This window comes from Cupriavidus phytorum (assembly GCF_003254285.1).
In the GTDB taxonomy this organism is placed as follows: Bacteria; Pseudomonadota; Gammaproteobacteria; order Burkholderiales; family Burkholderiaceae; genus Cupriavidus; species Cupriavidus phytorum.
Genome location: NZ_QKZN01000014.1, coordinates 31,199 through 55,190, shown reverse-complemented (window position 1 = coordinate 55,190; position 23,992 = coordinate 31,199). Strand labels below are relative to the sequence as shown.

The following is a 23,992-nucleotide window of genomic DNA, read 5'->3' as shown; positions in this document are numbered from 1 at the left end:
ACGGCACCCGTGCGAACTTGAGTCAGTATCTTTCCTAATTCGGCATGTCGCTTGCAGTTCGTTTATAATCCCGCCCAGCGCGGCCCCTGAACGGGTCGTGTCCCTCAAAGGGGAGTAGCTCCGGGGCTTTGCCCTTAGCACAATCGTCATTCCGGGACCGCAGTCCCCGGTTGTGCTGACAACCGGCGCGCATACCGCGCCAGTGGTCGAGCAAGACCTTTGCAACCTGGACTTCATGGTTTGCAAAGGCGCCCCCACGCTCCCGTGCACGTGAATCCAGGCGAACCCAATGCGCGCGCTTGCGCTGATTCGTACCTGAGGAGAGTTCATGGAGTGGTTTACCGATCTGTTCACGATGCAGTTCCTGACAGCGCTGCTGTCCATCGTCGTCATTGACCTGGTGCTGGCCGGGGACAATGCCATCGTGATCGCGCTGGCGGCACGGAACCTGCCGCCCCACCTGCAGAAGAAGGCCATTATCTGGGGTACCGTGGGTGCCGTGGTGGTCCGCTCGGCCATGACGATCGGCGTGGTCTGGCTGCTGAAGATTCCGGGGCTGATGCTGGTGGGCGGCCTGGCGCTGGTGTGGATTGCCTACAAGCTGCTGTCCGACGACAGCGGCGAAGAAGGGCACGGCGCAGGCGCCGCGACCCTGTGGGGCGCAATGAAGACCATCATCATCGCCGACGCGGTGATGGGCGTCGACAACGTGCTGGCCGTGGCCGGCGCCGCGCACGGCAGCTTCCTGCTGGTGGTGCTGGGCCTGCTGATCAGCATCCCCATCGTGGTGTGGGGCTCGAGCCTGGTGCTCAAGCTGATGGCCCGCTTCCCGGTCATCATCTACCTGGGCGCCGGCGTGCTGGCCTTCACCGCGGTCAAGATGATCGTGCACGAGCCGCTGATCAAGGCGTTCTTCGAAGCCAACCCGGTGGTCAACTGGGGCCTGTACGTGCTGATCGTCGGCGGCGTGCTGGGCGCCGGCTACCTGGTGCAGAAGCGCCGCGAGCAGCAGCAGCAGGAGCCGGCCGGCAGCCACTAAGCCTGCCCCCGGCGCCAGGGCCACGTGCCCTGGCCTGCCGCAAAGGACGGGCCGCCCGGAGGGGCGGCCCGTCTTGCTTTAAAATGCCAGCTTTGCGGGCCCACGCGCCCGCGCCACCTTCCATCCCGCCCCGCGCCGATGAAACAGTACCTCGACTTCATGCGCCATGTTTACGAGCATGGCACCGACAAGGCCGACCGCACCGGCACCGGCACGCGCTCGGTGTTCGGCTACCAGATGCGCTTCGACCTGCGCGAAGGCTTCCCGGTGGTAACCACCAAGAAGCTGCACCTGAAATCGATCATCTATGAACTGCTGTGGTTCCTGCAGGGCTCGACCAACGTGCGCTGGCTGCAGGAGCACGGCGTCACCATCTGGGACGAGTGGGCCGACGAGCACGGCGAACTTGGCCCGGTCTACGGCTCGCAATGGCGTTCGTGGCCGGCGCCGGACGGCCGCCATATCGACCAGATCTCCGAGCTGGTGGCGCAGATCCGCGCCAACCCGGATTCGCGCCGGCTGATCGTGTCGGCGTGGAACGTGGCCGACATCCCGCGCATGAAGCTGCCGCCCTGCCATGCGTTCTTCCAGTTCTACGTTGCCGACGGCCGGCTCTCGTGCCAGCTGTACCAGCGCAGCGCCGACATCTTCCTGGGGGTACCGTTCAATATTGCCAGCTATGCGCTGCTGACCCACATGATGGCGCAGCAGACCGGGCTGGAAGTGGGCGACTTCATCTGGACCGGCGGCGACTGCCACCTGTACAACAACCATTTCGAACAGGTGCAGACCCAGCTGGCGCGCGAGCCGATGGCGCTGCCGCGGCTGAAGATCCTGCGCCAGCCCGACAGCATCTTCGACTACCGCTACGAAGATTTCGAGCTGGCCGGCTACCAGTCGCACCCCGCGATCAAGGCACCGGTGGCCGTATGACGCTGCTGACACTGGTTGTAGCGCGCGCCCGCAACGGCACCATCGGCCGCGACAACACGCTGCCGTGGCGCCTGCCGGAAGACCTGGCGCACTTCAAGCGCACCACCATGGGCGCGCCCGTGATCATGGGGCGCAAGACCTGGGATTCGATCGGCCGCCCGCTGCCGGGGCGCCGCAATATCGTGGTCAGCCGCAACCCGGACCTGCGCATCGAGGGGGCCGAGGTGGCGCCATCGCTTGAAGAAGCCCAGCGCCTGTGCGTGGGCGCCGAGCAGATCTTTTTGATCGGCGGCGCGCAGCTGTATGCCGAGGCCATGCCGAGCGCGGACCGGCTGGTGGTGACCGAGATCGATGCGGACGTGGAGGGCGACGCCTTCTTCCCCGAGATCGATCGCACCCAATGGATCGAAACCGCGCGCGAGACCCATCATTCGGCAGCGAACGGCTTCGACTACGCTTTCGTCACGTACGAGCGGCCGCCTTCGGAAGAATCGTGACCGGCGCTTGAAATAAAAAAAGCGGGCCCTGGCCCGCTTTTTTATTGGAGTGGACGATGCCGCTCAGTTGCCTGCGATGGTCATCTGCTCGAGCAGGATCGAGCCGGTTTCCTTGGTGCCGCGCACCAGCGCGTCCGCGCCGATCGCGACGATCTGCTGGAACATCTCGGCCATATTGCCGGCGATGGTGATTTCCTCGACCGGGTACTGGATCACGCCATTCTCGACCCAGTAGCCCGACGCGCCGCGCGAATAGTCGCCGGTGACGTAGTTGACGCCCTGCCCCATCAGCTCGGTCACCAGCAGGCCGGTGTCGAGCTTGCGCAGCATGGCGGGGAAGTCGTCGCCGGGCCGGGTCAGGCTGCTCGACAGCGTCAGGTTGTGCGAGCCGCCGGCATTGCCGGTGGTCTGCATGCCGAGCTTGCGCGCCGAATAGGTCGACAGGAAATAGCCCTGCACCACCCCGTCCTTGACCACGTCGCGCTCGCGCGTGCGCACGCCCTCTTCGTCGAACGGGGCGCTGCCCATGGCGCCGGGGGTATGCGGCTGCTCATGGATCTGGATATGCGGGGCGAACACAGCCTGGCCCAGCGAATCGCACAGGAAAGTGGACTTGCGGTACAGCGCGCCGCCCGACACCGCCTGCACGAAGGCGCCCAGCAGGCCCGCGGCCAGCGGCGCCTCGAACAGCACCGGGCAGCGGCGCGTCGACAGCTTGCGCGCCTGCAGCCGCGCCAGCGCGCGTTCGGCGGCGTAGCGGCCGATGTCCTCGGGCGCGGCCAGCGCCAGCGGCGAACGCTTGGACGAATACCAGTCGTCGCGCTGCATGCCGCTGCCGCTGCCGGCGATCGGCGCGCACGAGATGAAATGGCGCGAATACGGATAGCCGCCGGTGAAGCCGCGCGTGGTCGCCAGCACGAACTGCGAATGCTGGGCCGAGACGCTGGCGCCGTCGCTGTTGCGGATGCGCGGCGATACCGCAAAGGCCGCGGCCTCGGCGCGGGTGGCGATGTCGATGGCGGCTTCGGCGTCGAGGGCCCACGGGTGGAACAGGTCCAGGTCCTGCGGCGCGCGCTCCAGCAATTCCTCTTCGGCGAGGCCGGCGCAGTCGTCCTCGGCGGTGAAGCGGGCGATGTTGTAGGCGGCCTCGGCGGTGGCGCGCAGCGCGGCCGGCGAGAAGTCCGAGGTGCTGGCGTTGCCGCGGCGCTTGCCGATCATCACCGTGACCCCGACCACCTTGTCGCGGTTCTGCTCGATGGTCTCGACCTGCCCCTTGCGCACCGACACCGACAGGCCGCTGCCTTCGGAGATCTCGGTGGCGGCGTCGGTCGCCCCCAGTTCGCGTGCCACCCGCAGCACATCGGCGGCCATCTCGCTGAGCTGGGCCTGGGTGTAGGTGAAATGCGCGGTCTGTTCGGCGATCTGGTCCATGCTGGGCGGGTGTCATCAAAAGTCCAAGCGGCAATCATAGCAAGATAAAATGCCGGGCATGACGCGAAATTCCCGTAACTCCCAAGGCGCGCGCTTTCCCGGGGGCTTTGCCCCCGAGCCGGAAGACGACGAGCCGAAAAGCAAGTCGCAGCGCAAGCGCGACATGACCGCCCTGCAGGACCTCGGCGCCGAGCTCGAGGCGCTGCCCAAGGACCGCCTGGCGCGCGTGCCGATGCCCGAGGCGCTCGCCGATGCCATCCATCAGGCGCGCCGCATCAGCAGCCACGAAGGCAAGCGCCGTCAGATGCAGTACGTCGGCAAGATCATGCGCGGCCTCGAGGACGAAGAGGTCGAGGTGATCCGGCAAGCGCTGGAGGGCTTCAAGGGCACCAGCAAGGCCGAAACCGCGCGCATGCATCTGATCGAGCGCTGGCGCGAGCTGCTGCTGGCCGACGACGCGGCGCTGACGCGCTTCCTCGGCGAGCATCCCGGCATCGACGTGCAGGCCCTGCGCAACACCATCCGCAACGCACGCAAGGAAAAGGAACTGGGCAAGCCGCCGCGCTATTTCCGCGAGCTGTTCCAGGCAATCAAGACGGCGCTGGACCTGAAGGACGGCAAGGGCCGCGCCGCCGAGGAACCCACCCCCGACCATCCGGAGCCCGAGGCATGACCCAGACCACCCAGCCGGTTGTCCGCCACCATCCCGACGAACTCGTCGTCGGCTTCGTTTCGATCTCGGACCGCGCCTCGGCCGGCACCTACCAGGACGAGGGCATCCCGGCGCTGCGCGACTGGTTCGGGCGCACGCTGACCTCGCCCTGGCAGGCGGTGGAGCGGCTGATCCCCGACGAGCAGGCGCAGATCTCGCGCACGCTGATCGAGCTGGTCGACGTGGCCGGCTGCGACCTGGTGCTGACCACCGGCGGCACCGGCCCGGCACGCCGCGACGTGACCCCCGAGGCCACGCTGGCAGTGGGCACCAAGGAAATGCCGGGATTCGGCGAGCAGATGCGCCAGGTCAGCCTGCATTTCGTGCCGACCGCGATCCTGTCGCGCCAGGTCGCGGTGATCCGCGAGACCGCCAGCCGCGCCGCGCTGATCATCAACCTGCCAGGCCAGCCGCGCGCCATCCGCGAAACGCTGGAAGGCCTGCGCGACGCCGACGGCAAGCCGGTGGTGCAAGGCATCTTTGCCGCGGTGCCGTATTGCATCGACCTGATCGGCGGGCCCTACATGGAAACCGACGAGACCATCGTCAAGGCCTGGCGCCCGAAGAACGCCGTGCGGGCCAAGCCCGCGGCCTGATTCGAACTGCCCGGCCCGCCGGCACGCGCCGCGCGGGCGCGTGCCCTCAGCGCAGGCCCAGGTACAGCCCCACCGGCACGAACACCACCGCGGCGATATTGCCGAGCAGCACGATCGACGCCACCTGGTCCGGCTCCTGCCGGAAGTGGTCCGCCACCAGGAAATTCAGCACCGCCGGCGGCAACGCCGCAAACACGAACAGCAGGCCGCGCTGCAGTTCGGTCAGCGGCACCCACTGCGCCAGCGCCAGCGCCACCGCGATGCCGGTCAGCGGACACACCGCCGCGCCGACCAGCCCCATGCCCCAGTTGCGCAGGCTCACATCCTTCATGCGCACGCCCAGCGCAAACAGCATCAGCGGCACGGTGGCATCGCCCAGCAGCTTGACCGACTGGTAGACCGGGTCCGGCAGCGTGAACCACGGCCGCGCCAGCGCCAGCGCCACGCCCGCCACGGTCGCCAGCACCATCGGGTTGCGCGCGATCTGCGCCAGCGACGCATGCCGGTTGACGATCTTCATGCCGATGGTGAAGTGCATCAGGTTCGACGCCGCGAACAGCGCCACCGCCGGCGCCAGCCCGGCCGGGCCGAAGGCGAACACGGACAGCGGCAAACCCATGTTGCCGGAGTTGTTGAACATCATCGGCGGCACGAAGGTGCGCGGATCGACCTTCATCCACCGCGCCAGCCCCCACGCCAGCACGCCCGAACCCAGCACCACCGCCACCGCGCAGCCCAGCAGCACCAGCTGGTCGGCCAGCACGAAGTCCTTGCTGACGAAGGCCGACACCACCAGCAGCGGCGCGATCACGTCCAGCGTGGCGCGGTTGATGCCCGCCATGTCCGGATGGGCCTTGCGCCCGTACAGCCACCCGACCAGGATGATCAGGATGACCGGCGTGATGATGGAGACGATGCGCTCGAACATGGGCGGGCGGACGGGCAACGCGCCGCCTGTACGGCTCGGCGCGCCGGGAATGGTGGGATGCTTGCGGGAGCCGCGCTGCGCTTACTGCGCCGGCGCGCCGGCGGCGGGGGCCTCGCCGGAGGGCGCCGTGCCAGGTGCGGCGTGGCGGATAAAGTGGGTGCGGTAGTAGCGCAGCTCTTCCACCGACTCCAGGATGTCGGCCAGCGCCGTATGCAGCTGGCGCTTGACGAAGCCCTTGTGGATGGCCGGCTCCCAGCGCTTGCACAGCTCCTTTAGCGTCGACACGTCGAGGTTGCGGTAGTGGAAGAACGCTTCCAGCTTGGGCATGTAGCGCGCCATGAAGCGACGGTCCTGGCAGATCGAGTTGCCGCACATCGGCGACTTGCCCGCCGGCACCCAGCGCTTGAGGAAGGCCAGCAGCTCGGCTTCGGCCTGCTCTTCGGTCAGGGTCGAGGCCTTGACCTTGTCGATCAGGCCCGAGCGGCCGTGGGTGCCCTTGTTCCAGTTGTCCATGCCGTCGAGCACGGCATCGCTCTGGTGGATCACCAGCACCGGGCCTTCGGCCAGGATATTCAGCTCGGAGTCGGTAATCACCACCGCCACTTCGATGATGCGGTCGGTATCCGGCTGCAGGCCGGTCATTTCCATGTCCAGCCAGATCAGGTTGTTTTCGCTTTTGACGGATTTGGCGGCGGCTTGGCTTGTCATCGGGACTGCGGGAGATAGGGATTTGGGGAAAGCGGCCGCGGCGGCGCCGGGCGCGAACAATTTATAATTCTCGCATATCCGTCCGGGATGGCTGATCGCGCACCAGTGCGGCGCCGTTTCCGGAATTCCCGGACCGCCGCCTGCCCCACCCCGCGGCGCGGTCCCCACGGGCACCCGTCGCCTGCAACGCCGGGCGCCCGCACCCACAAGGCGCTTGCCGATGTTCACGATTGTCTTTCTCGCCGCCCTGGTGCTGATGGTGCTGACCAAGCTGTGGCTGGCGGCGCGCCAGGTGCGCCATGTCGCGCAGCACCGCGCTGCCGTGCCGGCGCGCTTTGCCGACACCATCAGCCTGGCCTCGCACCAGAAGGCCGCTGACTACACCATCGCCCGCACGCGGCTGTCGATGCTGGAGGTTCTGGCCGGCGCCGCGGTGCTGATCGCCTTCACCATGCTGGGCGGGCTGCAGTGGCTCAACCAGTTCTGGCTGCAGGCCCTCGGCCCGGGCTATGCCTATGGCGTGGCGCTGGTCGCCAGCGTGGCGCTGATCGGCGGGCTGGTCGACCTGCCGTTCTCGCTGTATGGCCAGTTCGGCATCGAGCAGCGCTTCGGCTTCAACAAGATGACCTTCGGCCTGTGGCTGGCCGACCTGGTCAAGATGCTGCTGGTGGCCAGCGCGCTGGGCCTGCCGCTGCTGCTGGCGGTGCTGTGGCTGATGGATCGCGCCGGCTCGCTGTGGTGGGTGTGGACCTGGCTGGTGTGGATGGCGTTCAACCTGTTCCTGCTGGTGGTGTTCCCGACCTTTATCGCGCCGCTGTTCAACAAGTTCGAGCCGCTCGACGACGCCTCGCTGCGCCAGCGCATCGAGAGCCTGATGCAGCGCTGCGGCTTTGCCAGCAAGGGGCTGTTCGTGATGGACGGCAGCAAGCGCAGCGCGCACGGCAATGCCTACTTCACCGGCTTCGGCGCGGCCAAGCGCATCGTTTTCTTCGACACGCTGCTGTCGCGCCTGTCGGGCGACGAGATCGAGGCGGTGCTGGCGCACGAGCTGGGCCACTTCAAGCGCCGGCACGTGGCCAAGCGCATCGCCGTGACCTTCGCGCTGAGCCTGGTGTTCCTGGCGCTGCTGGGCTGGCTGGCGACGCGCAGCTGGTTCTACACCGGGCTGGGGGTGGCACCCAACCTGGGCGTTTCCAACAGCGCGCTGGCGCTGGTGCTGTTCTTCCTGACGCTGCCGGTCTTCACCTTCCTGCTGGGACCGCTGTCGAGCCAGTCGTCGCGCCGCCATGAATTCGAGGCCGATGCCTTTGCCGCCGACCAGACCGATGCCAGCCACCTGGTGTCGGCGCTGGTGAAGCTGTACAAGGACAACGCCTCGACGCTGACGCCCGACCCGCTCTACAGCGCCTTCTACTACTCGCATCCGCCCGCGGCACAGCGGATCGACCGCCTGCTGGCGCACGCATGAGCCGCGCCACGCGTCACCGCAACGCTGGCGGCGGCACCGATGCCGGCACCCGCGCCGGCAACCCGACCGAATCCGCGCTGATCATCGCCGCCCATGGCCGTCACTACGTGGTCGAGCTGGCGGACGGCGCGCGCATGCACGCCTTCCCGCGCGGCAAGAAGAGCGACTGCGCGGTGGGCGACCACGTCAGCGTCGAGCGCGCCGCCGCCGACCAGTGCGTGATCACCGGGGTTTCGCCGCGCAAGAACCTGCTGCACCGCTCCGACCAGTTCAAGTCCAAGCTGCTGGCGGCGAATATCGACCAGGTCATCATCGTGCTGGCCACCGAGCCGGGTTTCTCCGAAGACCTGCTCGGGCGCGCGCTGGTCTCGGCCGAGGCGCTCGGGATCCGGCCACTGGTGGTGCTCAACAAGACCGACCTGCCCGAACGCCTGGAAGAGGCGCGCGGCCGCCTGGCGCTGTACCGCGGGCTGGGCTATGACACGCTGGAGCTGTCGGTGCGCGCCGATCCGGCGCAGGCGCTGGCCGCACTGCGGCCGCGCGTGGCGGGGCTGGCCAGCATCCTGATCGGGCAATCGGGCATGGGCAAGTCCTCGCTGCTGAACCTGCTGATCCCGGGCGTCGACGCGCAGACGCGCGAGATCTCGGCCAAGCTGGATTCTGGCAAGCACACCACCACCTTCACCCGGCTCTACCACCTGCCGCAGGACTGGGGTACGGTCGATGGCCGCCAGGGGGCGCTGATCGATTCGCCGGGCTTCCAGGAATTCGGGCTCTACCACCTCAGCGAGGGCATGCTGGAACGCGCCTTTCCGGAATTCCGCCCGCTGCTGACCGAGTGCCGCTTCTACAACTGCCATCACGTCAACGAGCCCGGCTGCGGCGTGCTGGCCGCGGTGGCCTCGGGCGATATCTCGGAGCGCCGGCACCAGCTCTACACGCAGCTGCTGCACGAATCCAGCCAGCAGAAGCCGTGGTAAAGGCGCGAGGTGAAGACGCGTGGTGAAGGCGCGTGGTGAAGCCGTGGTAAGGTAAGCGCACCTGGGTTCACGGTGCGCTGTCATGAAACTGCTGTTGTCCGCCACGTCCCTCGTCCACGCGGCCCATTGCCAGAACGTCCTGCGCGCGGCCGGCATCCGGGCGGAGCTGCGCAATACCTGGCTGGCCGGCGCGACCGGCGAGATCCCGTTCCGCGAGAGCGCGCCGCAGGTGTGGCTGGTCGATGACGAGATGGAGGCGCAGGCGTGGGCGGTGCTCAATGCCGCGGCCAACCCGGTGCCGGGGCCCAGCTGGCAATGCGACCGTTGCGGCGAATGGCACGAGGCGCAGTTCGGCGCATGCTGGCGCTGCGGCGCGGCGCGCGGCTAACCTGACTTGCTCAACTGGCCACACTCGCTGGCCGCTTGCCGGTCAGGCGCTGCTCAACCGACCCACAGCGCCAGCGACAGCATCGCCAGCAACAGCATCCACAACACCACCGCGCGCCAGACCAGGCCCACCGCCGACTGCAGCGTGCGCACGCCGGGCTCGGTGCCGAACTCGGGCGGCGCCGGCTCCGGGCCGCCGTTGGCGCCGTCGGCGTCTTCCATGCCGGGCGCATAGTCCACCGCCGGGCCGGCCACGCTGGTGCGCAGCACCACCGTGGAATCGTCCTCGGCCAGCGGCGTGCCCAGGCGCACGCCCAGCGCGCCGCCGCCGCTCGCCAGCAGGATGCCGTTGACGGCATCGTTCCACTTGCGCGCATGGTTGCGCCAGGCGTAGACCGCGTCCTCGAAGTTGCCGACGATGGCAAAGCCGATCGAGGTCAGCCGCGACGGGATCCAGTCCAGCAGGTAGAAGGCGCGCGCGGCGAAGCGGCCCAGCGCCGGGCTGCGCTCGGTCGACGGCAGGTTCCAGTGGCGGCCCAGGTATTCGGCGGTGCGGTACAGCACCACGCCGCCGGGACCGACCGGCACCAGGAACCAGAAGAACACGCCGAACACGTGCCGGTGCACGGCGATGATCGCCGCTTCCAGCGTATGCCGCACGATTTCGGACACCGGCATCTCGACCGTGTCGAGCCCGGTCCACTCGTGCAGCAGCGTGCGCGCGGTATGGAGGTCGTCGCGGTTGAGCGCCTCGTGGATATCGGTGAAGTAGTGGCTGAACTGGCGGAAGCCCAGCGTCATGTACAGCACCAGCACATTCCACGCGAGCGTCAGCGCCACGCTGATCGACGCCAGCAGGTAGTGCACCACGATCACCGCCAGCGTCAGCGGCAGCACCACGGTCAGCCATGCCAGCGCGGCGTCGCGCGGGCGGCCGGTGTCGAAGGCGTGCTCGGCGCGGTCGCCGAGCGCGCGCACGATCTCGTAGATCGGGTTGTTGCGGCCCAGGGCGCGGAACTGCTCGGCAATCAGCGCCAGGAGAATGGAAACAAAGGTCATCTTGGTACGGGGTGCTCCAAGGGCACGCCGGCCCGTTCGGGCCGGCCGGCGCGACTGGCCAGCGATGTGCCGGCGCAGGCGCAATGCATAGCGAGAAGATAGCACAGCGCTACGCGCGGGCACCCCGGCGCGCCGCGCAAAAGCAAAAGCCCGCCATGGGGCGGGCTCTCGCATCAGGCCGCGAACGGTGTCAGGGCAAGTCGAACACCAGCACCTCGGCGCCATCGCCGGCGGACAGCGCAACCTCGGCCACGTCTTCCAGCCTGGCCGCGTCGCCGGCCTCGAGCGCCTTGCCGTTGACCGTGACGCGGCCGCGCGCCACGTGCACATAGGCGCGGCGGCCCGGCGCCAGCGCCAGCGTGGCGGCCTCGTCGCCGTCGAACAGGCCGGCGTAGAGCCGGATGTCCTGGTGCACCAGCACCGAGCCGTCGGCGCCGTCGGCACTCGCCACCAGGCGCAGCTTGCCGCGCTTGTCGGCCGCGTCGAAATGCTTTTCCTCGTAGCCGGGGTCGATGCCGTTCTCGGCCGGCACGATCCAGATCTGCAGGAAGTGGGTGGTGTCGTGCGCGGCGTGGTTGTATTCCGAATGGCGCACGCCGGTGCCGGCGCTCATGCGCTGCACGTCGCCCGGGCGGATCACGCTGCCGTTGCCCATGCTGTCCTTGTGCGCCAGCTCGCCTTCCAGCACGTAGCTGATGATTTCCATGTCGCGGTGGCCATGGGTGCCAAAGCCCATGCCCGGCGCGACGCGGTCTTCATTGATCACGCGCAGCGGCCCGAACTGCACATGCTGCGGGTCGTAGTAGTCGGCGAACGAGAACGAATGATAGGACTTCAGCCAGCCGTGATCGGCGTACCCACGCTCTGCGGACTTTCTGATTTCAATCATTTTGATGGCCCTCCTTGAGCCTTTTCGCCGACAGCACCGTCTGGAGAACCGTGCTGCGGCATGTGTTTTCGCTTTGGATGCTAGGCAGTTTAGGCCTTCAGGCGTATATTGACGGGGATCGACTTAGAAGCAGTCATTCAGAATTTCTGAACATGGCCCTCTCGCTAGAATCCCTCGAAGTCCTCGACGCCATCGAACGCAAGGGCAGCTTTGCCGCCGCCGCCCACGAGATGGGCAAGGTCCCCTCCGCGCTGACCTATGTGGTGCGCAAGCTGGAAGAAGACCTGGACGTGCTGCTGTTCGACCGGCGCCGCCATCGCGCCGAACTGACGCCCGCCGGCCGTGCCCTGCTCGACGAGGGCCGCCACCTGCTGCACGCCGCGGACGACCTTGCGCGGCGCGTCAAGCGCCTGGCCACGGGCTGGGAGGCCACCCTCACCATCGTGGTCGACGACCTGATCAACTTCCGCGCCTTGCTGCCGGTGATCCACGATTTCTATGCCGAGAACACCGCGACCCGGCTGCGCTTTTCCAAGGAAGTGCTGGGCGGCGCGTGGGACGCGCTGGTCAGCAACCGCGCCGACCTGGTGATCGGCGGCGCCTACGACGCCCCCAGCACGCAGGGCTTCCAGATCCGGCCGCTGGGATCGGTGCCCTTTGTCTTCGCCGTGGCCGCGCACCACCCGCTCGCCACCGAGGAAGGTCCGCTCACCACGATCCAGATCGCCAAGCACCGCATCGTCGCCGTGGGCGACACCTCGCGCAACCTGCCGGCCCGCACCCATGGCGTGCTGGCCGGGCAGGACGTGCTGGTGGTGCCAACCATGCGCGACAAGCTCGAAGCGCAGATCCGCGGCCTCGGCTGCGGCTGGCTGCCGGCGCCGATGGCGCAGCCGCATATCGAAAGCGGCGTGCTGCAGGCGCGCGAGACTGTCGAGGTGCGCGCACCGGGCAACTTCAAGGTGGCATGGCGCACCAGCAACCGCGGCAAGGCGCTGCAGTGGTGGGCCGGCAAGCTGGAAGACCCGCGCCTGGCGCAGGCGCTGCTGCAGCAACCCGATTTCGCCGGCTGAGGACAGGCTGATGCCAGAGACGGCTGCAACGGCAGTGCGCAAGAGCGCCGCGGGCGGCTATCGCGGCCGCTTCGCGCCGTCGCCCACCGGGCCGCTGCACATGGGCTCGCTGGTCACCGCGCTCGCCAGCTGGCTCGATGCGCGCGCGCATGGCGGGCAATGGCTGGTGCGCATCGAAGACATCGACACGCCGCGTTGCGTGCGCGACGCGGACCACGACATCCTGCGCACGCTGGAGCGCGTCGGCATGACGCCCGACGAGCCACCGGTGTGGCAAAGCCGGCGCGAGCCGCACTATGCCGAGGCGCTGCGCCGGCTCGATGCCGCGGGGCAGCTCTACCCGTGCGGCTGCTCACGCAAGGAGATCGCCGATTCGCTGGTGCACGTGCGCGAGCGCCACCAGACCCTGGGCTATCCCGGCACCTGCCGCCACGGGCTGAACGGCAAGCTGCCGCGCGCGTGGCGCGTGCGCGTACCCGACGGCCCTGCCGCCGTGGTGTGCTTCGACGACCGCTGGCAGGGACGCCAGTGCCAGAACCTGGAAACGGAGCTGGGCGACTTCGTGCTGCGCCGCGCCGACGGTCTGTGGGCCTACCAGCTGGCGGTGGTGGTCGACGACGGCCTGCAGGGCATCACGCATATCGTGCGCGGCGCCGACCTGCTCGACTCCACGCCGCGGCAGATCCACCTGCAGCACCTGCTGGGGCTGCCCACGCCGGCCTACCTGCATGTGCCGGTGGTGGTAAACCAGGCCGGCGAAAAGCTCAGCAAGCAGAGCGGCGCGCAGGCGATCGACACCGGCGCCCCGCTGGACGCGCTGCGCGAGGCCGGCGCGCACCTGGGTCTGTCGAATCCTGCCAGCACGGTCCAGGACTGGCTGGCGCGAGCCACCGACGGCTGGCGCGAGCGGCTGGCCACGCTGCCGCTGCCGGCATCGGTCTAGCCGCCGTAAAAACAAATGGCCCGCGCAGGCGGGCCATTCTCGGCAAAACGTCGATCCGTTCAGGACTTGCGCGGCGCACCGCCGAGCAAGGCCGCCACCGGCCGCTTGGGCGCCTGGCGGCCACGCGTGAGCGCGGCGGCGACTTCGTCGGCGGCCTTGGCCTGCGCCGTGCTGGCGGGGCTGGGCTCATACGGGCGCGAGAAGAACGGGTCGTCCGAGGCGCGGAAGGCCTGGCGGCTGGCGCCGTGATCGTGGCGGCGCGGACGCTCTTCGCTGTCGGCGCTGCCGCGCGCGCGGCGCACTTCGCCGCGCTCGCGGCGGCGCTCGCTGTCGGCCTGGCGGGCACGCTCGCCGGTGGGATCGAAGCCCTCCAGCTTGGCGCGTGGGATGCTGCGCTTGATCAGCTTCTCGATATCGGACAGCAGGCGCTCGTCATTGCCCGGCACGTAGATCGACAGCGCATCGCCGCTGGCGCCGGCGCGGCCGGTCCGGCCGATGCGATGCACGTAATCCTCGGCGCTGTACGGCACGTCGAAGTTGATCACGCACGGCATGTCCGGGATGTCGAGCCCGCGCGCGGCGACGTCGGTGGCGACCAGCGCATCGATGGTGCCGCTCTTGAAGCCGTCGAGCGTCTGCATGCGCTCGGTCTGGGTCTTGTCGCCATGGATCGCGGCGGCGTTGATGCCCTCGCGTTCCAGGTGGCGCGCCAGCCGCGAGCAGCCGATCTTGCTGTTGACGAAGACGATGCACTGGCGCGACATGCCCTGCGCCGCGCGCTGCTTGAGCAGGTGCACCACCGCGGCCTGCTTGTGGCCGTCCTCGACCTGGTACACCGCCTGGCGCACGTTCTCGTTGGTCGAGTTGCTGCGTGCCACTTCGATGGTGACCGGCTGCTTCAGGTAGCTGGAGGCCAGCCGCTTGATTTCCGGCGAGAACGTCGCCGAGAACAGCAGCGTCTGGCGCTGCGCCGGCAGCAGGTTGATGATGCGCTGCAGGTCCGGCAGGAAGCCCATGTCGAGCATGCGGTCGGCTTCGTCCAGCACCAGCATCTGCACCTGCGACAGGTTCACCGACTTCTGCTGCACGTGGTCGAGCAGGCGGCCGGGCGTGGCCACCAGGATCTCGACGCCGCGGCGCAGCGCGTCGGTCTGCGGGTTCATGTCGACGCCGCCGAACACCACCGTGCTGCGCAGGTCGGTGTGCTTGGCATAGCGGGCGACGTTGTCGTAGACCTGATCGGCCAGCTCGCGCGTGGGGGTCAGCATCAGCGCGCGCACCGGGTGGCGCGCCGGCGAGGCGCTGGCATTGGCCAGCGGCAGCAGGCGCTGGATGATCGGCAGCGCGAAGCCGGCGGTCTTGCCGGTGCCGGTCTGCGCGGCGCCCATCACGTCCTTGCCGAGCAGCACCACCGGAATGGCCTGCGCCTGGATCGGCGTGGGAGAGCTGTAGCCCTGCTCGGACAAAGCACGCAGGATGCGCGCGTCGAGGCCGAAGCTGTCGAAGGTCTGCACGGCGGTCGGAGCCGCGGTGGTAGGTTCTGGTGGGTTCGTAGTGGTCATGGGTATCGGTATTGGCGGGAGGCGAACCCGGCACAAACGGATACGCGTCTGGAACTCATCTCGCCCTGATCTCGCCCTGAACATTCGCCCGGCGGCAAGGTTCCGGCGCGGCCCTGCTGCCTGCAGCATTTGGCCAAGAGAATCAAAGACTTAGATTTTAGCATCTCTGCCCGCGCAGTGGGCGCTCCGGCGCCGCCGTGCGGCGGGCGCGACAAGCCGCCGCCAGCGGCGGGCCGGCGCGCGCATTGTCAAGACATTGTCATATCGGCCAAGCAAGATGCCGGCGGCGCGGCGGCCCTGCCGGACCGCGCAACTTCTTCACATCGAGACCGACATGGACTTCGAGCTGTTTCGCCAGACCTGCCAGCAATTCCTGCGCACCTCCAGCCAGTTCCTGGGACTGACCGCGGCCGGCCGCCAGCCGGCGCTGCCGCTGCCGTCGCTGCCGGCAAGCCAGCACCAGGGCCGGCAGCCCGCCTGAACCGCAGCGGGACCGCCGGCTCGTCATCCGCACGCTCAGTCGCCGCGGATGCCGTTGTCCTGGATCACCTTGCCCCACTTGCTGTAGTCGGCCTTCATGCGCGCGGCCAGCTGCTCCGGCGGCATATAGGCGGCCACGGTGCCGGCGCCCAGCATCTTCTGCTGCACGGTCGGATCGGCCAGCGCCTTCTTCAGCTCGGCCGACAACGTCGCCACCACCTCCTTGGGCGTGCCGGCCGGCGCCAGCAGGCCGCCCCATGCGGTGGCATCGAAGCCCGGGAAGCCCTGTTCCGCCACGGTCTTGACCTCCGGCGTAAAGCTGACCCGCTTGTTCGAGCCGACCGCGATCGGGCGCAGCTTGCCGGCCTTGATATGCGGCAGCGCCGCGATCATGTCCGAGAACATCATCGGCACCTGGCCGGCCAGCAGGTCGGAGATCGCCGGCGCGCTGCCCTTGTAGGGCACGTGCTGCACGTCGAAGTTGCCCAGGTTCTTCAGCAGCTCGGTCGACAGGTGGCCGAAGCTGCCGTTGCCGGCGCTGGTGTAGTTGAGCGCGCCCGGCCTGGCCTTGGCCTTGGCGATGTACTGCTGCAGGCTGGTCACGTCCGGCATCGCCTGGGGATTGACCACCATCACGATCGGCAGGTCATAGGCGGCGCCGATCGGCGCGAAATCCTTGAACAGGTCATAGCCCTTGCGGTTGATCAGGTGCGGCGCCAGCAGCGTGGGCGTGGCCAGCACCAGCAGCGTGTAGCCGTCGGCGGGGCTCTTGGCGACGTTTTCGGCGCCGATGGTGCCGGAGGCGCCGGGGCGGTTGTCCACCACCACCGGCTGCTTCAGCGTCTCGCTCATCTTCTGGCCGATGATGCGCGCGGCGGTGTCGGTCGGGCCGCCCGGCGGGAATGGCACCACCAGCCGGATCGGCTTGCTGGGGTAGGTCTCGGCGAAAGCCGGTGCGGCGGCGAGCGGCAGCGTGGCGCTCAGGAGCACGGCGCCCAGGCGGCGCTGGAAGGTACGGCGGCTGGTGTTCTGCATGGTGTGACTGTGTCCTGCGGTGAATCGCGATAAATCAGAATCGATGCGCGGCCCAGGCCGCGCCGGGATGAAGCGACTGCGGTTGCGTAACGTCATGACAGATCTGGCGTGCCTCCTTGCGAACCGGTCATGGCCGGCTCGTCCGATGGAATGGTTTTCTGGTGCGGCGGCCGTTACAGGCGCATGGTGCCGGCCTGGAACAGCCGTGCATCCATCTGGCGCAGGTCGGGCGCCACCGCCAGCGGCGTGGCGCACTGGTCGAGCACGTCGCGCTGCAGGTCGACCCCGGGGGCGATCTCGACCAGCGTGAGGCGCGCTTCGCCGCCCTCACTGCCCTCGCTGTCCTCACTGGGGCGCATCTCGAACACCGCCCGTTCGGTGATGTACACCACTGGGATGCCCAGCGACGCCACGTAGGGGCCGTTGAAGCTCAGGTGCGATACCTCCGGCACGATCTTCTTCACGCGGCCTTCGCGCACGATCCGCAGGCCGCCGTCACCGGCGCTCACTTCCAGCCCGCCCGCCGTCAGCGTGCCCATGAACACCACCGCGCGCGCGCTCTGGGTGATGTTGATGAAGCCGCCGACGCCCGCAATCAGCGCGCCCTCGCCTTCACCGAACTTGCTGACGTTGACGTTGCCCTGGCCATCGAGTTCGGCCAGGCCGAGGATCGCCAGGTCGATGCCGCCGCCTTCGTAAAAGTCGAACTGCGCGGGCTGGTCCACCACCGCCTCCGGGTAGGCCGAGGCACCGAAGCTGAGGCCATCCGCGGGCGTGCCGCCGATGGGGCCGGCCTCGACCGTCAGCGTGAAGCCGTCCAGCCCGGCCTGGTGCGCGAGCATGCCCACCGCGGCCGGCATGCCGACCCCCAGGTTGACCACGCGCGGCGCGCGCCGCGCCAGTTCCATCACCGCGCGGCGCTGCACGATGGTGCGCGCATCCAGCGGCCCGGCCTCGGGCGACGGAGCGGCGGCATCATCGGCATCGTCGGCAGCACGCTCGCCCTGCCACGGCGTGACGTAGGCCGGGTTGAAGGCCTCCGCGAACGTCATCTGGTGGTTGGCGGGGTTGTCGCAGACCACCACGTAGTCGACCAGGATGCCGGGCACGTGGATGGCCTGCAGGATCTCGTGGTGATCGACCAGGCTTTCGACCTGCGCGATGACGATGCCGCCCGAGTTGTGCGCGGCCTGCGCCAGCGCCAGCAGTTCGTGGTGGAAGGCCTCGCGATGGGTGCTGAGGTTGCCGCGCGCATCGGCGGCGGTGCAGCGGATCAGCGCGCAGTCGATCGGGAAGCTGGGGTAGAACAGGTATTCGTCGCCGCGGAACTCGACCGCATCGACCCAGCACGCCTTGCCTTCGGCGATGGCGCGGCGCGCGCGCTGGTTGACGGCGCCGCCGTGGTAGCGCGCGTCCTGCGCGGTGCGCGGGTCGACAAAGGTGTGCAGGCCGATTTTCGTCATCACGCCGGGCTTGCCGCCGGCAATGGCGCGGTAAAGGTGCGTCAGCACGCCCTGTGGCAGGTTGTAGCCCTCGCACTGCTCGGCCATCGCCAGCGTCGCCAGCCGCGTGGCCGAGCGCCAGTGGCCGCCGACCACGGTGGCAGTCATGCCGGCATTGCCGAAATGGTTCACGCCGCGCGCGCCGCGGTCGCCCTGCCCGGCCGAATACACCAGCGTCAGGTCGCGCGGCAGGCCGTGCTGCAGGAAGCGCTGCTCCAGCGCCTCGGTCACGGCTTCGGCGTGGCCGGCGCCGACAAAGCCCGCGCTGGCCACGGTCCAGCCATCCTGCACGAGCGCCGCCGCTTCACGCGCGGTGATTACCTTCATTGCTGTCTCCGGTTCTGGTCGTACCGTCCTGCATCGCTGGCGGCACGCTTTCCGTGAATTCGTTTTGCGAACATTTGTTCGGAAAACGCTATCATACGGAGATGCTGCCGATCGGCGCAAGCCCTGCGCGACAGCACCGACCCGCACGTGCCTGATCGTTCATCTCACGACCGTTCCCTGCCAGACGCCCCATGCCGCAAGCCGAAACCGCCAAGAAAGACGAACTGCTGGAATCGCTGAGCAAGGGCCTGGCGCTGCTGCGCCTATTGGGCGCGGGCGCGGAGCGCCTGACCATGCAGGAGGTCGCCGACCAGCTCGACGTGACCCGCGCCGCCGCGCGCCGGCTGCTGCTGACGCTGGAGCACAACGGCTACGTGGCCCAGGACGGCCGCCACTTTGCACTGACGCCGCGGGTGATGGAGCTGGGCTACGCCTACTTTGCCTCGATGAGCCTGCCGCAGATGGCGCGGCCCTACCTGCAGCAGCTGTGCGAGACCCTGGGCGAAAGCTGCTCGCTGGGCGTGCTCGATGCCGAATCGGTGGTGCTGGTGGCGCGCGAGGAGCCGCGCCAGCTGCTGCGCGTGGACATGGCGCTGGGGCGGCGGATGCCGGCCTATGCGCATTCGCTGGGCCGGGTACTGCTGGCGGGCCTGGACGACAATGCGCTGGAGGCCTACCTGGCAGGCGCGACGCTGCGCAAGCTGACGCCGTTCACGGTCAGCTCGCGCACCACGCTGGCGCGCACGCTGCGCCAGGTGCGCGCCGATGGCTACTGCGTGCTGGTCAGCGAACTGGTCGACGGCTACGCCGGGATCTCGGTGCCGCTGCGCGACCAGGCCGGCAAGGTGGTGGCCGGGCTGGGCTTCAGCATGGTGCTGGGCAGCCGCGACCGGGCCCACCTGGAAGCGCGCTTCCTGGCGCCGCTGCGCGAGGCCGCCGCCCGCATCGAGGCCATCCTGCAGGCGCGCTGAACCGCGGCCCGGCCCCAAGTAGAAAAGCCCCGCGTGCCGGGGAGGCAGCGGGGCTCAAGCGGTAGCGGGGCAATCTGTTCGACCACCCACGCCGTCGATCTTGGCGCATCGCGCCGACTCGGGCATCCCCCAAATGTGGGCCAATGCAAGCGCCGTGGCTGGCAGGCTGCAACCGCGCCCTGCAAAGCCAGTCAATCATGGCCCTGTCACACGCTGGTAGGAATCCGGGTTTTCTCCGAGCGGGTTTTCGCCAGCTTCCGGCCGGCGGCCAGATGCGGTCTACTGGTCTCACATCGACGCCCCTGGCACCGCCCCACGCCGGATTGCCACCGCCGATGGTGCTGTAAAACTAGTCCAATGACCGGGAGACAGACCATGGTGACGAAGAAAGAAGAGGCTTTCGTACTGAAGAACCTCCTCGCCCTTGCCGCAGTGGAAACCCTGGGCGGCGCGATCGCCCTGGGAATGGTCTTCCACCTGATCTGAACCGCCGGGCCGGGCGCGGCGGCAGCGGCGCCCGGCCCGATCAAGCCTCGACAATCACCTCGAAGCCGCCAAAGATCATCCGCTGCCCGTCGAACGGCATCGGGTCCATGCCTTCCTTCAGCCGCGGGTCTGCCATCGCCGCCTTCATGCCGGTGTCGCGCTGTTCGCGCGACGGCCACAGGATCCACGAAAACACCACCGCTTCATCGTCCTTGCGTTGCACCGCCATCGAAAAGGACGTGACCTTGCCTTCCGGCACATCGTCGCCCCAGCATTCCACCACCTGCAGCGCGCCATGTTCCTTGAACACGGCGGCGGCCTTTTGCGCCACCTCGCGATAGCGGTCGCGGTTGGCCTGGGAAACTGCGAGCACAAATCCATCGATATAGGACATGGGCATCCCTCCTGGTCAAGGTGATCGGTCGCGCCCGCCCGGACGCGAACACGTCTGACTACCATAGGCGATCCCCGCGGCCTCGGCGCGCGGTGTGCTGCGCGCGCTCCGCCTCGCATACCATGGAGTCGCGCAAGCGCCGCGCTGCCACTGCCCGGGGCGGCTCTGCGCCGTAACCTTGGAGACCCCGCATGACCCGAATCACCGATCCGTCCGGCGCCGCACTGTCGCCGCTCGACCTCGCGCTGCTGCGCCGGTCGATTGCGCTGTCCGATGAATCCAGGGCCCGCGGCCGCCACCCGTTCGCGGCGCTGGTGGCCGACGCGGCCGGCAATATCGTCGCCAGCGCCGGCAACAATTCGATGCCGCCCGAAGGCGATCCGACCCAGCATGCCGAACTGGCCGCCGCCGCGCAGGCCGCGCGCGTGCTGCCGCCCGAACAGCTTGCCGGTTGCACGCTCTACACCAGCGCGGAGCCGTGCTGCATGTGCGCGGGCGCGGTCTACTGGACCGGCATCGGGCGCGTGGTCTACGCGCTGTCGGAACACAAGCTGCTGGGCCTGACCGGCGACCACCCGGAGAACCCGACCTTCTCGCTGCCGTGCCGCGAAGTGTTTGCGCGCGGCCAGCGCAGGGTCGAGGTGGTCGGGCCGGTGCTGGAAGACGAAGCCTTGGCACCGCACGCCGGCTTCTGGCAGTAGCGCGGTATCTGCCGTCCGCCGTCCGCCGTCCGCCTCTCCGGCGGACGGGATCGGGAAGGCATCGGAGCCTGTCATCGCCACTACACGCAGCGACGCCGACCAGCTGCGTCGCGTGGGTCAACCGTCCTGCGCCGCGCGCTGCGCCGCCGTCCCCGCGACGGCACGCGACGCGCCAGGCTCGGCCAGCGCCGACTGCAGCCACTGCGTCCACGCCGGCATCATCGCGGCACTCATTGCCGCGACTTGCGCCGCGCAGGTCTTGCCGGCCTCCTGGCAGTCGGTCAGCGCACGCAGCAGCGCCAGGCCGATGTCGTTGCCGTCGCGCGCCTCGCCCACGTCTTCGAGGCAGCGCGCCAGCGCTTCGCGCACGGCATCGCTGTAGCCGGCCCTGGCCTGCGACGCGCGCGCGGCCAGGTCGGCCTCGATGGCATCGAGGCCGCGCCACGCATGCGCGACGCCGGCGAGGTCGAGGCGGTCGCGCTGCCCGCGCCACCATTGCGCTTGCTGCGCGGCGCGTTCTTCGGCATATCGGTTCAGCACGGCCAGCGCCTGGCGCGCCGGCGCGCGGGCCGCGGCAGGATCGGCGGCGCTGAAGGGTGACTGCGCCAGCACGGTGGCGGCTTCCAACTGGCACAGGGTCAAGTCCAGCGCCGCGCGGCTGGCGCTTGCCCATTGGGATTGCAGGATCGAAAGCATGGCGGATCTCCTTGCGGATCGGAGCAGTGGATCGGACGGGACGGAAGCGGCAGCGCTCACTGCGGCGCGGCGCCGAGACGACGGATCATGCGCATGACCGCGGCCATCTGCGGCGCCTCGCGCGAGAAGAAGTCCGGCTGGGCCGGGTCGTCGCTGGTATAGCCCCAGAAGTCCCAGCACCCGAGCGGGTTATGGCGCGACGCGACGACCTGCGGGAACAGCACCACGATGCGGTTGGCCTCGGCACTCTCCAGGTAGCCGGCGCCGCGTACGAAGCGCTCTCCGATGGTGCCCGCGCCCTGCAGGCAGCCATGGAAGGCCACGTGCACGCGGCAAGCCGCGGCATTGCCCTCGGCGCCCGCGCCGCACTCGCGCGGCACGTAGGCATAGCCGCTGTCGGCCAGCAGCGCCTTGCCGCCCGCATCGAACGCGCGCTGGTCAAAGCGCAGCAGTTCGCCCGACGGCCGCGCCGCCGGCTTGAGCGCGCCATAGATCCACTGCAGGATCTGCCGCGCCTGCTCGAGCCCGCAGTTGTTGATGTAGGGCGATGCGCTGACCGCACACGCGGCGTCGCCTGCCTGGCTGGTGATGAAGGCATGTCCGGCCGCGACATCGGCCACGTATTGCAGCTGCGACGCCGGCATACCGGCCAGCGTATAGAACCGCCCCACCTGCGCGGCGACGCGCGGCAGCACGGTCTGGTCGCGCGTGCCGGAAAACACGTAGACGCGCTGCCGCGCGAGGTTCTGCACCGGGTCGATGCGGCCGTCGCGGGCAAAGGTGCGTGCCGCGTCCAGCGCCGCCTGCGCATCGGGGCCGGTATCGCCGACCGGCTGCATGCACTGGGTCGCGGCGGCGGTCGCGGGCGGCGTGGGCGCGAACAGGCCGGCGCAGTAGAACGGTCCGCCCGCGACCACGCCGGCGCCGACCATGGTGCCGGAATACGCAACGTGGAACTGCGTGGCCATGAACGCACCGGACGACAGCCCCGACACCGAGGTCTGCGCCAGGTCCGCGCCGAGCGCGGGCAGCGCCTGCGCGGCGACGCCCCCGCTGGCGCCGAGCGCGCACGCCGCGGCAAGTGCCCGGTAGCGGGCGGTTGGCTTGCATCGAATCATGATGGCTCCAGCACGGCGACAGGAATCGGAGCGCCGCACGGATCGCGGCCGGCAGCGCGCTGGTCGCCATGCGGCGGCTGCATGGGCCATTGTCGGGAGCCACCGCCACGCCGGGCCATTGGGCAAATGCGGTAGCGCGCCACAGTCGTCCGCACCGTCTAGGCATCGCAGGCCTGGTGCTGCGGCAGCTCCAGCCATCCCTGCTGCGCGCACACGAACAGCAAGGCGCAGACATTGCCTGCGCCCGCCTTCTGCAGCAGCCGGGCCCGATGCGTGCGCGCGGTCTGGTCGCTGATGCCGAGCACGCGCGCGATTTCCTTGTCGCTCAGGCCGCGCCCGAGCCATTCCAGATATTCGCGCTCGCGTTGCGAGAATGGATTATCCGCGGCCGGCGGCCCGCTTTTTTAAACAGCTCATGCTGGCGCGCGAGATAGTACATGGTCAATTGCGATGATTTTCGCAATTGCATTTTCGCGAGCAGATGCTCACGGTGCTTGCGCGCCGTGGATACGGAAAATGCGAGACGTGCGGCGATCTCGCGATCGCTCATGCCGCGGGCAATAAAGGCGAGCACCGTCTCTTCCCGAGTGGTGAGGTTCATGCGGAGGACTCCATGCGATGGAACGAGTGGTTCCGTCGCAGGAGCGGCAGCCGCGCGTCAATCTGTGCATCAGTGCATCACAGGACCCTTCGTGCAAGGCTAGTGCGGACCTACGAGCGGAACCGGGGACAGCCCGGCCGGGCTCCAGATCACTGCTTTTGTTTTCGATCTCTTGCGCTGTTGCGCCGGCATGGGATTGCGCACTACCCGACGGTGCGGTCCGGAATTTCCGGATGCCGGCAGCAGAGGCGAATTCTAGGTGCTGGTTTTTATATTTAAAAGCCAATTCATGCTGCGCGATATTTAATTCTGATTGTTGCCAGGCATTATCCACTGCCTATACCGCATTTGCCCAATGGCGGCGGTGCGGGGCGAAATCCAAGAATGATTCCACCTGTCCCGGTGCCGCACGATGCGCGGCGCCGCGGCAGGCGCGGACACCGGGCCAGCATGCGCGGCCCGCCGCCCTAGCTTCC

The 23,992-nt window shown here is 68.7% G+C and carries 26 protein-coding genes; 13 read left to right on the top strand and 13 right to left on the bottom strand.

From position 1 onward, the window contains the following. Window positions 1–328 precede the first annotated feature (328 nt). The 3 genes from C7416_RS25220 (at window position 329) to C7416_RS25210 (ending at window position 2,469) form a co-directional block, all read left to right on the top strand. A complete protein-coding gene (locus tag C7416_RS25220; protein ID WP_111521414.1) occupies window positions 329–1,039 on the top strand; it encodes a TerC family protein in 711 nt (236 codons plus the stop codon). 138 nt (window positions 1,040–1,177) lie between these two features. After that, window positions 1,178–1,972, top strand: a complete 795-nt coding sequence (locus C7416_RS25215) for a thymidylate synthase (protein WP_111521413.1) — start codon at window positions 1,178–1,180, stop codon at window positions 1,970–1,972. Next, entirely contained in the window at window positions 1,969–2,469 is a 501-nt protein-coding gene (locus C7416_RS25210) for a dihydrofolate reductase (protein WP_111521412.1), read from the top strand. The genes C7416_RS25215 and C7416_RS25210 overlap by 4 nt, the downstream gene beginning before the upstream one ends. A gap of 63 nt (window positions 2,470–2,532) precedes the next feature. Here C7416_RS25210 and pmbA read toward each other — a convergent pair whose 3' ends face one another. Next, on the bottom strand, window positions 2,533–3,900 hold the full coding sequence (gene pmbA, locus C7416_RS25205) for a metalloprotease PmbA (protein WP_111521411.1): 1,368 nt from the start codon (window positions 3,898–3,900) through the stop codon (window positions 2,533–2,535). 58 nt (window positions 3,901–3,958) lie between these two features. On the opposite strand from pmbA, the gene yjgA reads away from it, so the two are divergent. Together yjgA and mog are read left to right on the top strand one after the other, a co-directional pair. Further along, window positions 3,959–4,573, top strand: a complete 615-nt coding sequence (gene yjgA / locus C7416_RS25200) for a ribosome biogenesis factor YjgA (protein WP_373424966.1) — start codon at window positions 3,959–3,961, stop codon at window positions 4,571–4,573. Beyond that, window positions 4,570–5,208: a molybdopterin adenylyltransferase gene (gene mog / locus C7416_RS25195; RefSeq protein WP_111521409.1), complete on the top strand. Its 639-nt coding sequence runs from the start codon at window positions 4,570–4,572 to the stop codon at window positions 5,206–5,208. Before yjgA ends, mog begins: the two co-directional genes overlap by 4 nt. Window positions 5,209–5,254: 46 nt before the next feature. Here mog and C7416_RS25190 read toward each other — a convergent pair whose 3' ends face one another. Next, a complete protein-coding gene (locus C7416_RS25190; RefSeq protein ID WP_111521408.1) occupies window positions 5,255–6,136 on the bottom strand; it encodes an AEC family transporter in 882 nt (293 codons plus the stop codon). An 81-nt stretch (window positions 6,137–6,217) separates the two neighbouring features. Next, the gene (orn, locus tag C7416_RS25185; protein WP_111521407.1) at window positions 6,218–6,844 is read right to left on the bottom strand and encodes an oligoribonuclease; all 627 of its coding nucleotides are present in this window, start codon (window positions 6,842–6,844) and stop codon (window positions 6,218–6,220) included. A gap of 220 nt (window positions 6,845–7,064) precedes the next feature. On the opposite strand from orn, the gene C7416_RS25180 reads away from it, so the two are divergent. The 3 genes from C7416_RS25180 (at window position 7,065) to C7416_RS25170 (ending at window position 9,680) form a co-directional block, all read left to right on the top strand. Then, the gene (locus tag C7416_RS25180; RefSeq protein WP_111521406.1) at window positions 7,065–8,312 is read left to right on the top strand and encodes a M48 family metallopeptidase; all 1,248 of its coding nucleotides are present in this window, start codon (window positions 7,065–7,067) and stop codon (window positions 8,310–8,312) included. Further along, entirely contained in the window at window positions 8,309–9,292 is a 984-nt protein-coding gene (gene rsgA / locus C7416_RS25175; RefSeq protein ID WP_111521405.1) for a ribosome small subunit-dependent GTPase A, read from the top strand. The genes C7416_RS25180 and rsgA overlap by 4 nt, the downstream gene beginning before the upstream one ends. A gap of 82 nt (window positions 9,293–9,374) precedes the next feature. Further along, the gene (locus C7416_RS25170) at window positions 9,375–9,680 is read left to right on the top strand and encodes a putative signal transducing protein (protein ID WP_062801252.1); all 306 of its coding nucleotides are present in this window, start codon (window positions 9,375–9,377) and stop codon (window positions 9,678–9,680) included. Between the two features lie 53 nt (window positions 9,681–9,733). Here the strand turns inward: C7416_RS25170 and C7416_RS25165 are convergent, their stop codons facing one another. Together C7416_RS25165 and C7416_RS25160 are read right to left on the bottom strand one after the other, a co-directional pair. Further along, window positions 9,734–10,738 carry a CobD/CbiB family protein gene (locus tag C7416_RS25165; protein ID WP_062801254.1) on the bottom strand — a complete coding sequence of 335 codons (1,005 nt, stop codon included), beginning with the start codon at window positions 10,736–10,738 and terminating at the stop codon, window positions 9,734–9,736. Between the two features lie 190 nt (window positions 10,739–10,928). Continuing rightward, window positions 10,929–11,627: a pirin family protein gene (locus C7416_RS25160; protein WP_111521404.1), complete on the bottom strand. Its 699-nt coding sequence runs from the start codon at window positions 11,625–11,627 to the stop codon at window positions 10,929–10,931. A gap of 152 nt (window positions 11,628–11,779) precedes the next feature. On the opposite strand from C7416_RS25160, the gene C7416_RS25155 reads away from it, so the two are divergent. Together C7416_RS25155 and gluQRS are read left to right on the top strand one after the other, a co-directional pair. After that, window positions 11,780–12,700 (top strand): LysR family transcriptional regulator, encoded by a 921-nt coding sequence (locus tag C7416_RS25155; RefSeq protein WP_111521403.1) that lies wholly within the window; start codon window positions 11,780–11,782, stop codon window positions 12,698–12,700. A 10-nt stretch (window positions 12,701–12,710) separates the two neighbouring features. Continuing rightward, window positions 12,711–13,643 (top strand): tRNA glutamyl-Q(34) synthetase GluQRS, encoded by a 933-nt coding sequence (gluQRS, locus tag C7416_RS25150; protein ID WP_111521402.1) that lies wholly within the window; start codon window positions 12,711–12,713, stop codon window positions 13,641–13,643. A gap of 59 nt (window positions 13,644–13,702) precedes the next feature. Here gluQRS and C7416_RS25145 read toward each other — a convergent pair whose 3' ends face one another. Further along, window positions 13,703–15,205, bottom strand: coding sequence for a DEAD/DEAH box helicase (locus C7416_RS25145; RefSeq protein ID WP_111521401.1), 1,503 nt, complete (start codon window positions 15,203–15,205; stop codon window positions 13,703–13,705). A gap of 334 nt (window positions 15,206–15,539) precedes the next feature. On the opposite strand from C7416_RS25145, the gene C7416_RS29215 reads away from it, so the two are divergent. Then, the gene (locus C7416_RS29215) at window positions 15,540–15,686 is read left to right on the top strand and encodes a hypothetical protein (RefSeq protein WP_181461315.1); all 147 of its coding nucleotides are present in this window, start codon (window positions 15,540–15,542) and stop codon (window positions 15,684–15,686) included. Between the two features lie 35 nt (window positions 15,687–15,721). Here the strand turns inward: C7416_RS29215 and C7416_RS25140 are convergent, their stop codons facing one another. Further along, window positions 15,722–16,720, bottom strand: a complete 999-nt coding sequence (locus C7416_RS25140) for a Bug family tripartite tricarboxylate transporter substrate binding protein (protein ID WP_111521400.1) — start codon at window positions 16,718–16,720, stop codon at window positions 15,722–15,724. A gap of 173 nt (window positions 16,721–16,893) precedes the next feature. Continuing rightward, window positions 16,894–18,549, bottom strand: coding sequence for an acyl CoA:acetate/3-ketoacid CoA transferase (locus C7416_RS25135; protein ID WP_111521399.1), 1,656 nt, complete (start codon window positions 18,547–18,549; stop codon window positions 16,894–16,896). A 191-nt stretch (window positions 18,550–18,740) separates the two neighbouring features. Between C7416_RS25135 and C7416_RS25130 the strand changes: the two genes are divergently transcribed. Beyond that, window positions 18,741–19,520, top strand: coding sequence for an IclR family transcriptional regulator domain-containing protein (locus tag C7416_RS25130; RefSeq protein WP_111521398.1), 780 nt, complete (start codon window positions 18,741–18,743; stop codon window positions 19,518–19,520). 526 nt (window positions 19,521–20,046) lie between these two features. Here C7416_RS25130 and C7416_RS25125 read toward each other — a convergent pair. After that, window positions 20,047–20,400, bottom strand: a complete 354-nt coding sequence (locus C7416_RS25125; protein ID WP_111521397.1) for a DUF1428 domain-containing protein — start codon at window positions 20,398–20,400, stop codon at window positions 20,047–20,049. Between the two features lie 191 nt (window positions 20,401–20,591). Between C7416_RS25125 and C7416_RS25120 the strand changes: the two genes are divergently transcribed. Then, window positions 20,592–21,101 carry a nucleoside deaminase gene (locus C7416_RS25120; protein WP_111521396.1) on the top strand — a complete coding sequence of 170 codons (510 nt, stop codon included), beginning with the start codon at window positions 20,592–20,594 and terminating at the stop codon, window positions 21,099–21,101. 117 nt (window positions 21,102–21,218) lie between these two features. Here C7416_RS25120 and C7416_RS25115 read toward each other — a convergent pair whose 3' ends face one another. The 4 genes from C7416_RS25115 to C7416_RS25100 form a co-directional block, all read right to left on the bottom strand. After that, window positions 21,219–21,797 (bottom strand): hypothetical protein, encoded by a 579-nt coding sequence (locus tag C7416_RS25115; protein WP_111521395.1) that lies wholly within the window; start codon window positions 21,795–21,797, stop codon window positions 21,219–21,221. A 56-nt stretch (window positions 21,798–21,853) separates the two neighbouring features. Next, entirely contained in the window at window positions 21,854–22,915 is a 1,062-nt protein-coding gene (locus C7416_RS25110; RefSeq protein ID WP_111521394.1) for an extracellular catalytic domain type 2 short-chain-length polyhydroxyalkanoate depolymerase, read from the bottom strand. Between the two features lie 158 nt (window positions 22,916–23,073). Then, complete coding sequence (locus tag C7416_RS25105; protein WP_240988212.1) at window positions 23,074–23,244, bottom strand: LuxR C-terminal-related transcriptional regulator; 171 nt, start codon at window positions 23,242–23,244, stop codon at window positions 23,074–23,076. Beyond that, on the bottom strand, window positions 23,241–23,516 hold the full coding sequence (locus C7416_RS25100) for a response regulator transcription factor (protein ID WP_111521392.1): 276 nt from the start codon (window positions 23,514–23,516) through the stop codon (window positions 23,241–23,243). The genes C7416_RS25105 and C7416_RS25100 overlap by 4 nt, the downstream gene beginning before the upstream one ends. Between the last annotated feature and the right edge of the window lie 476 nt (window positions 23,517–23,992).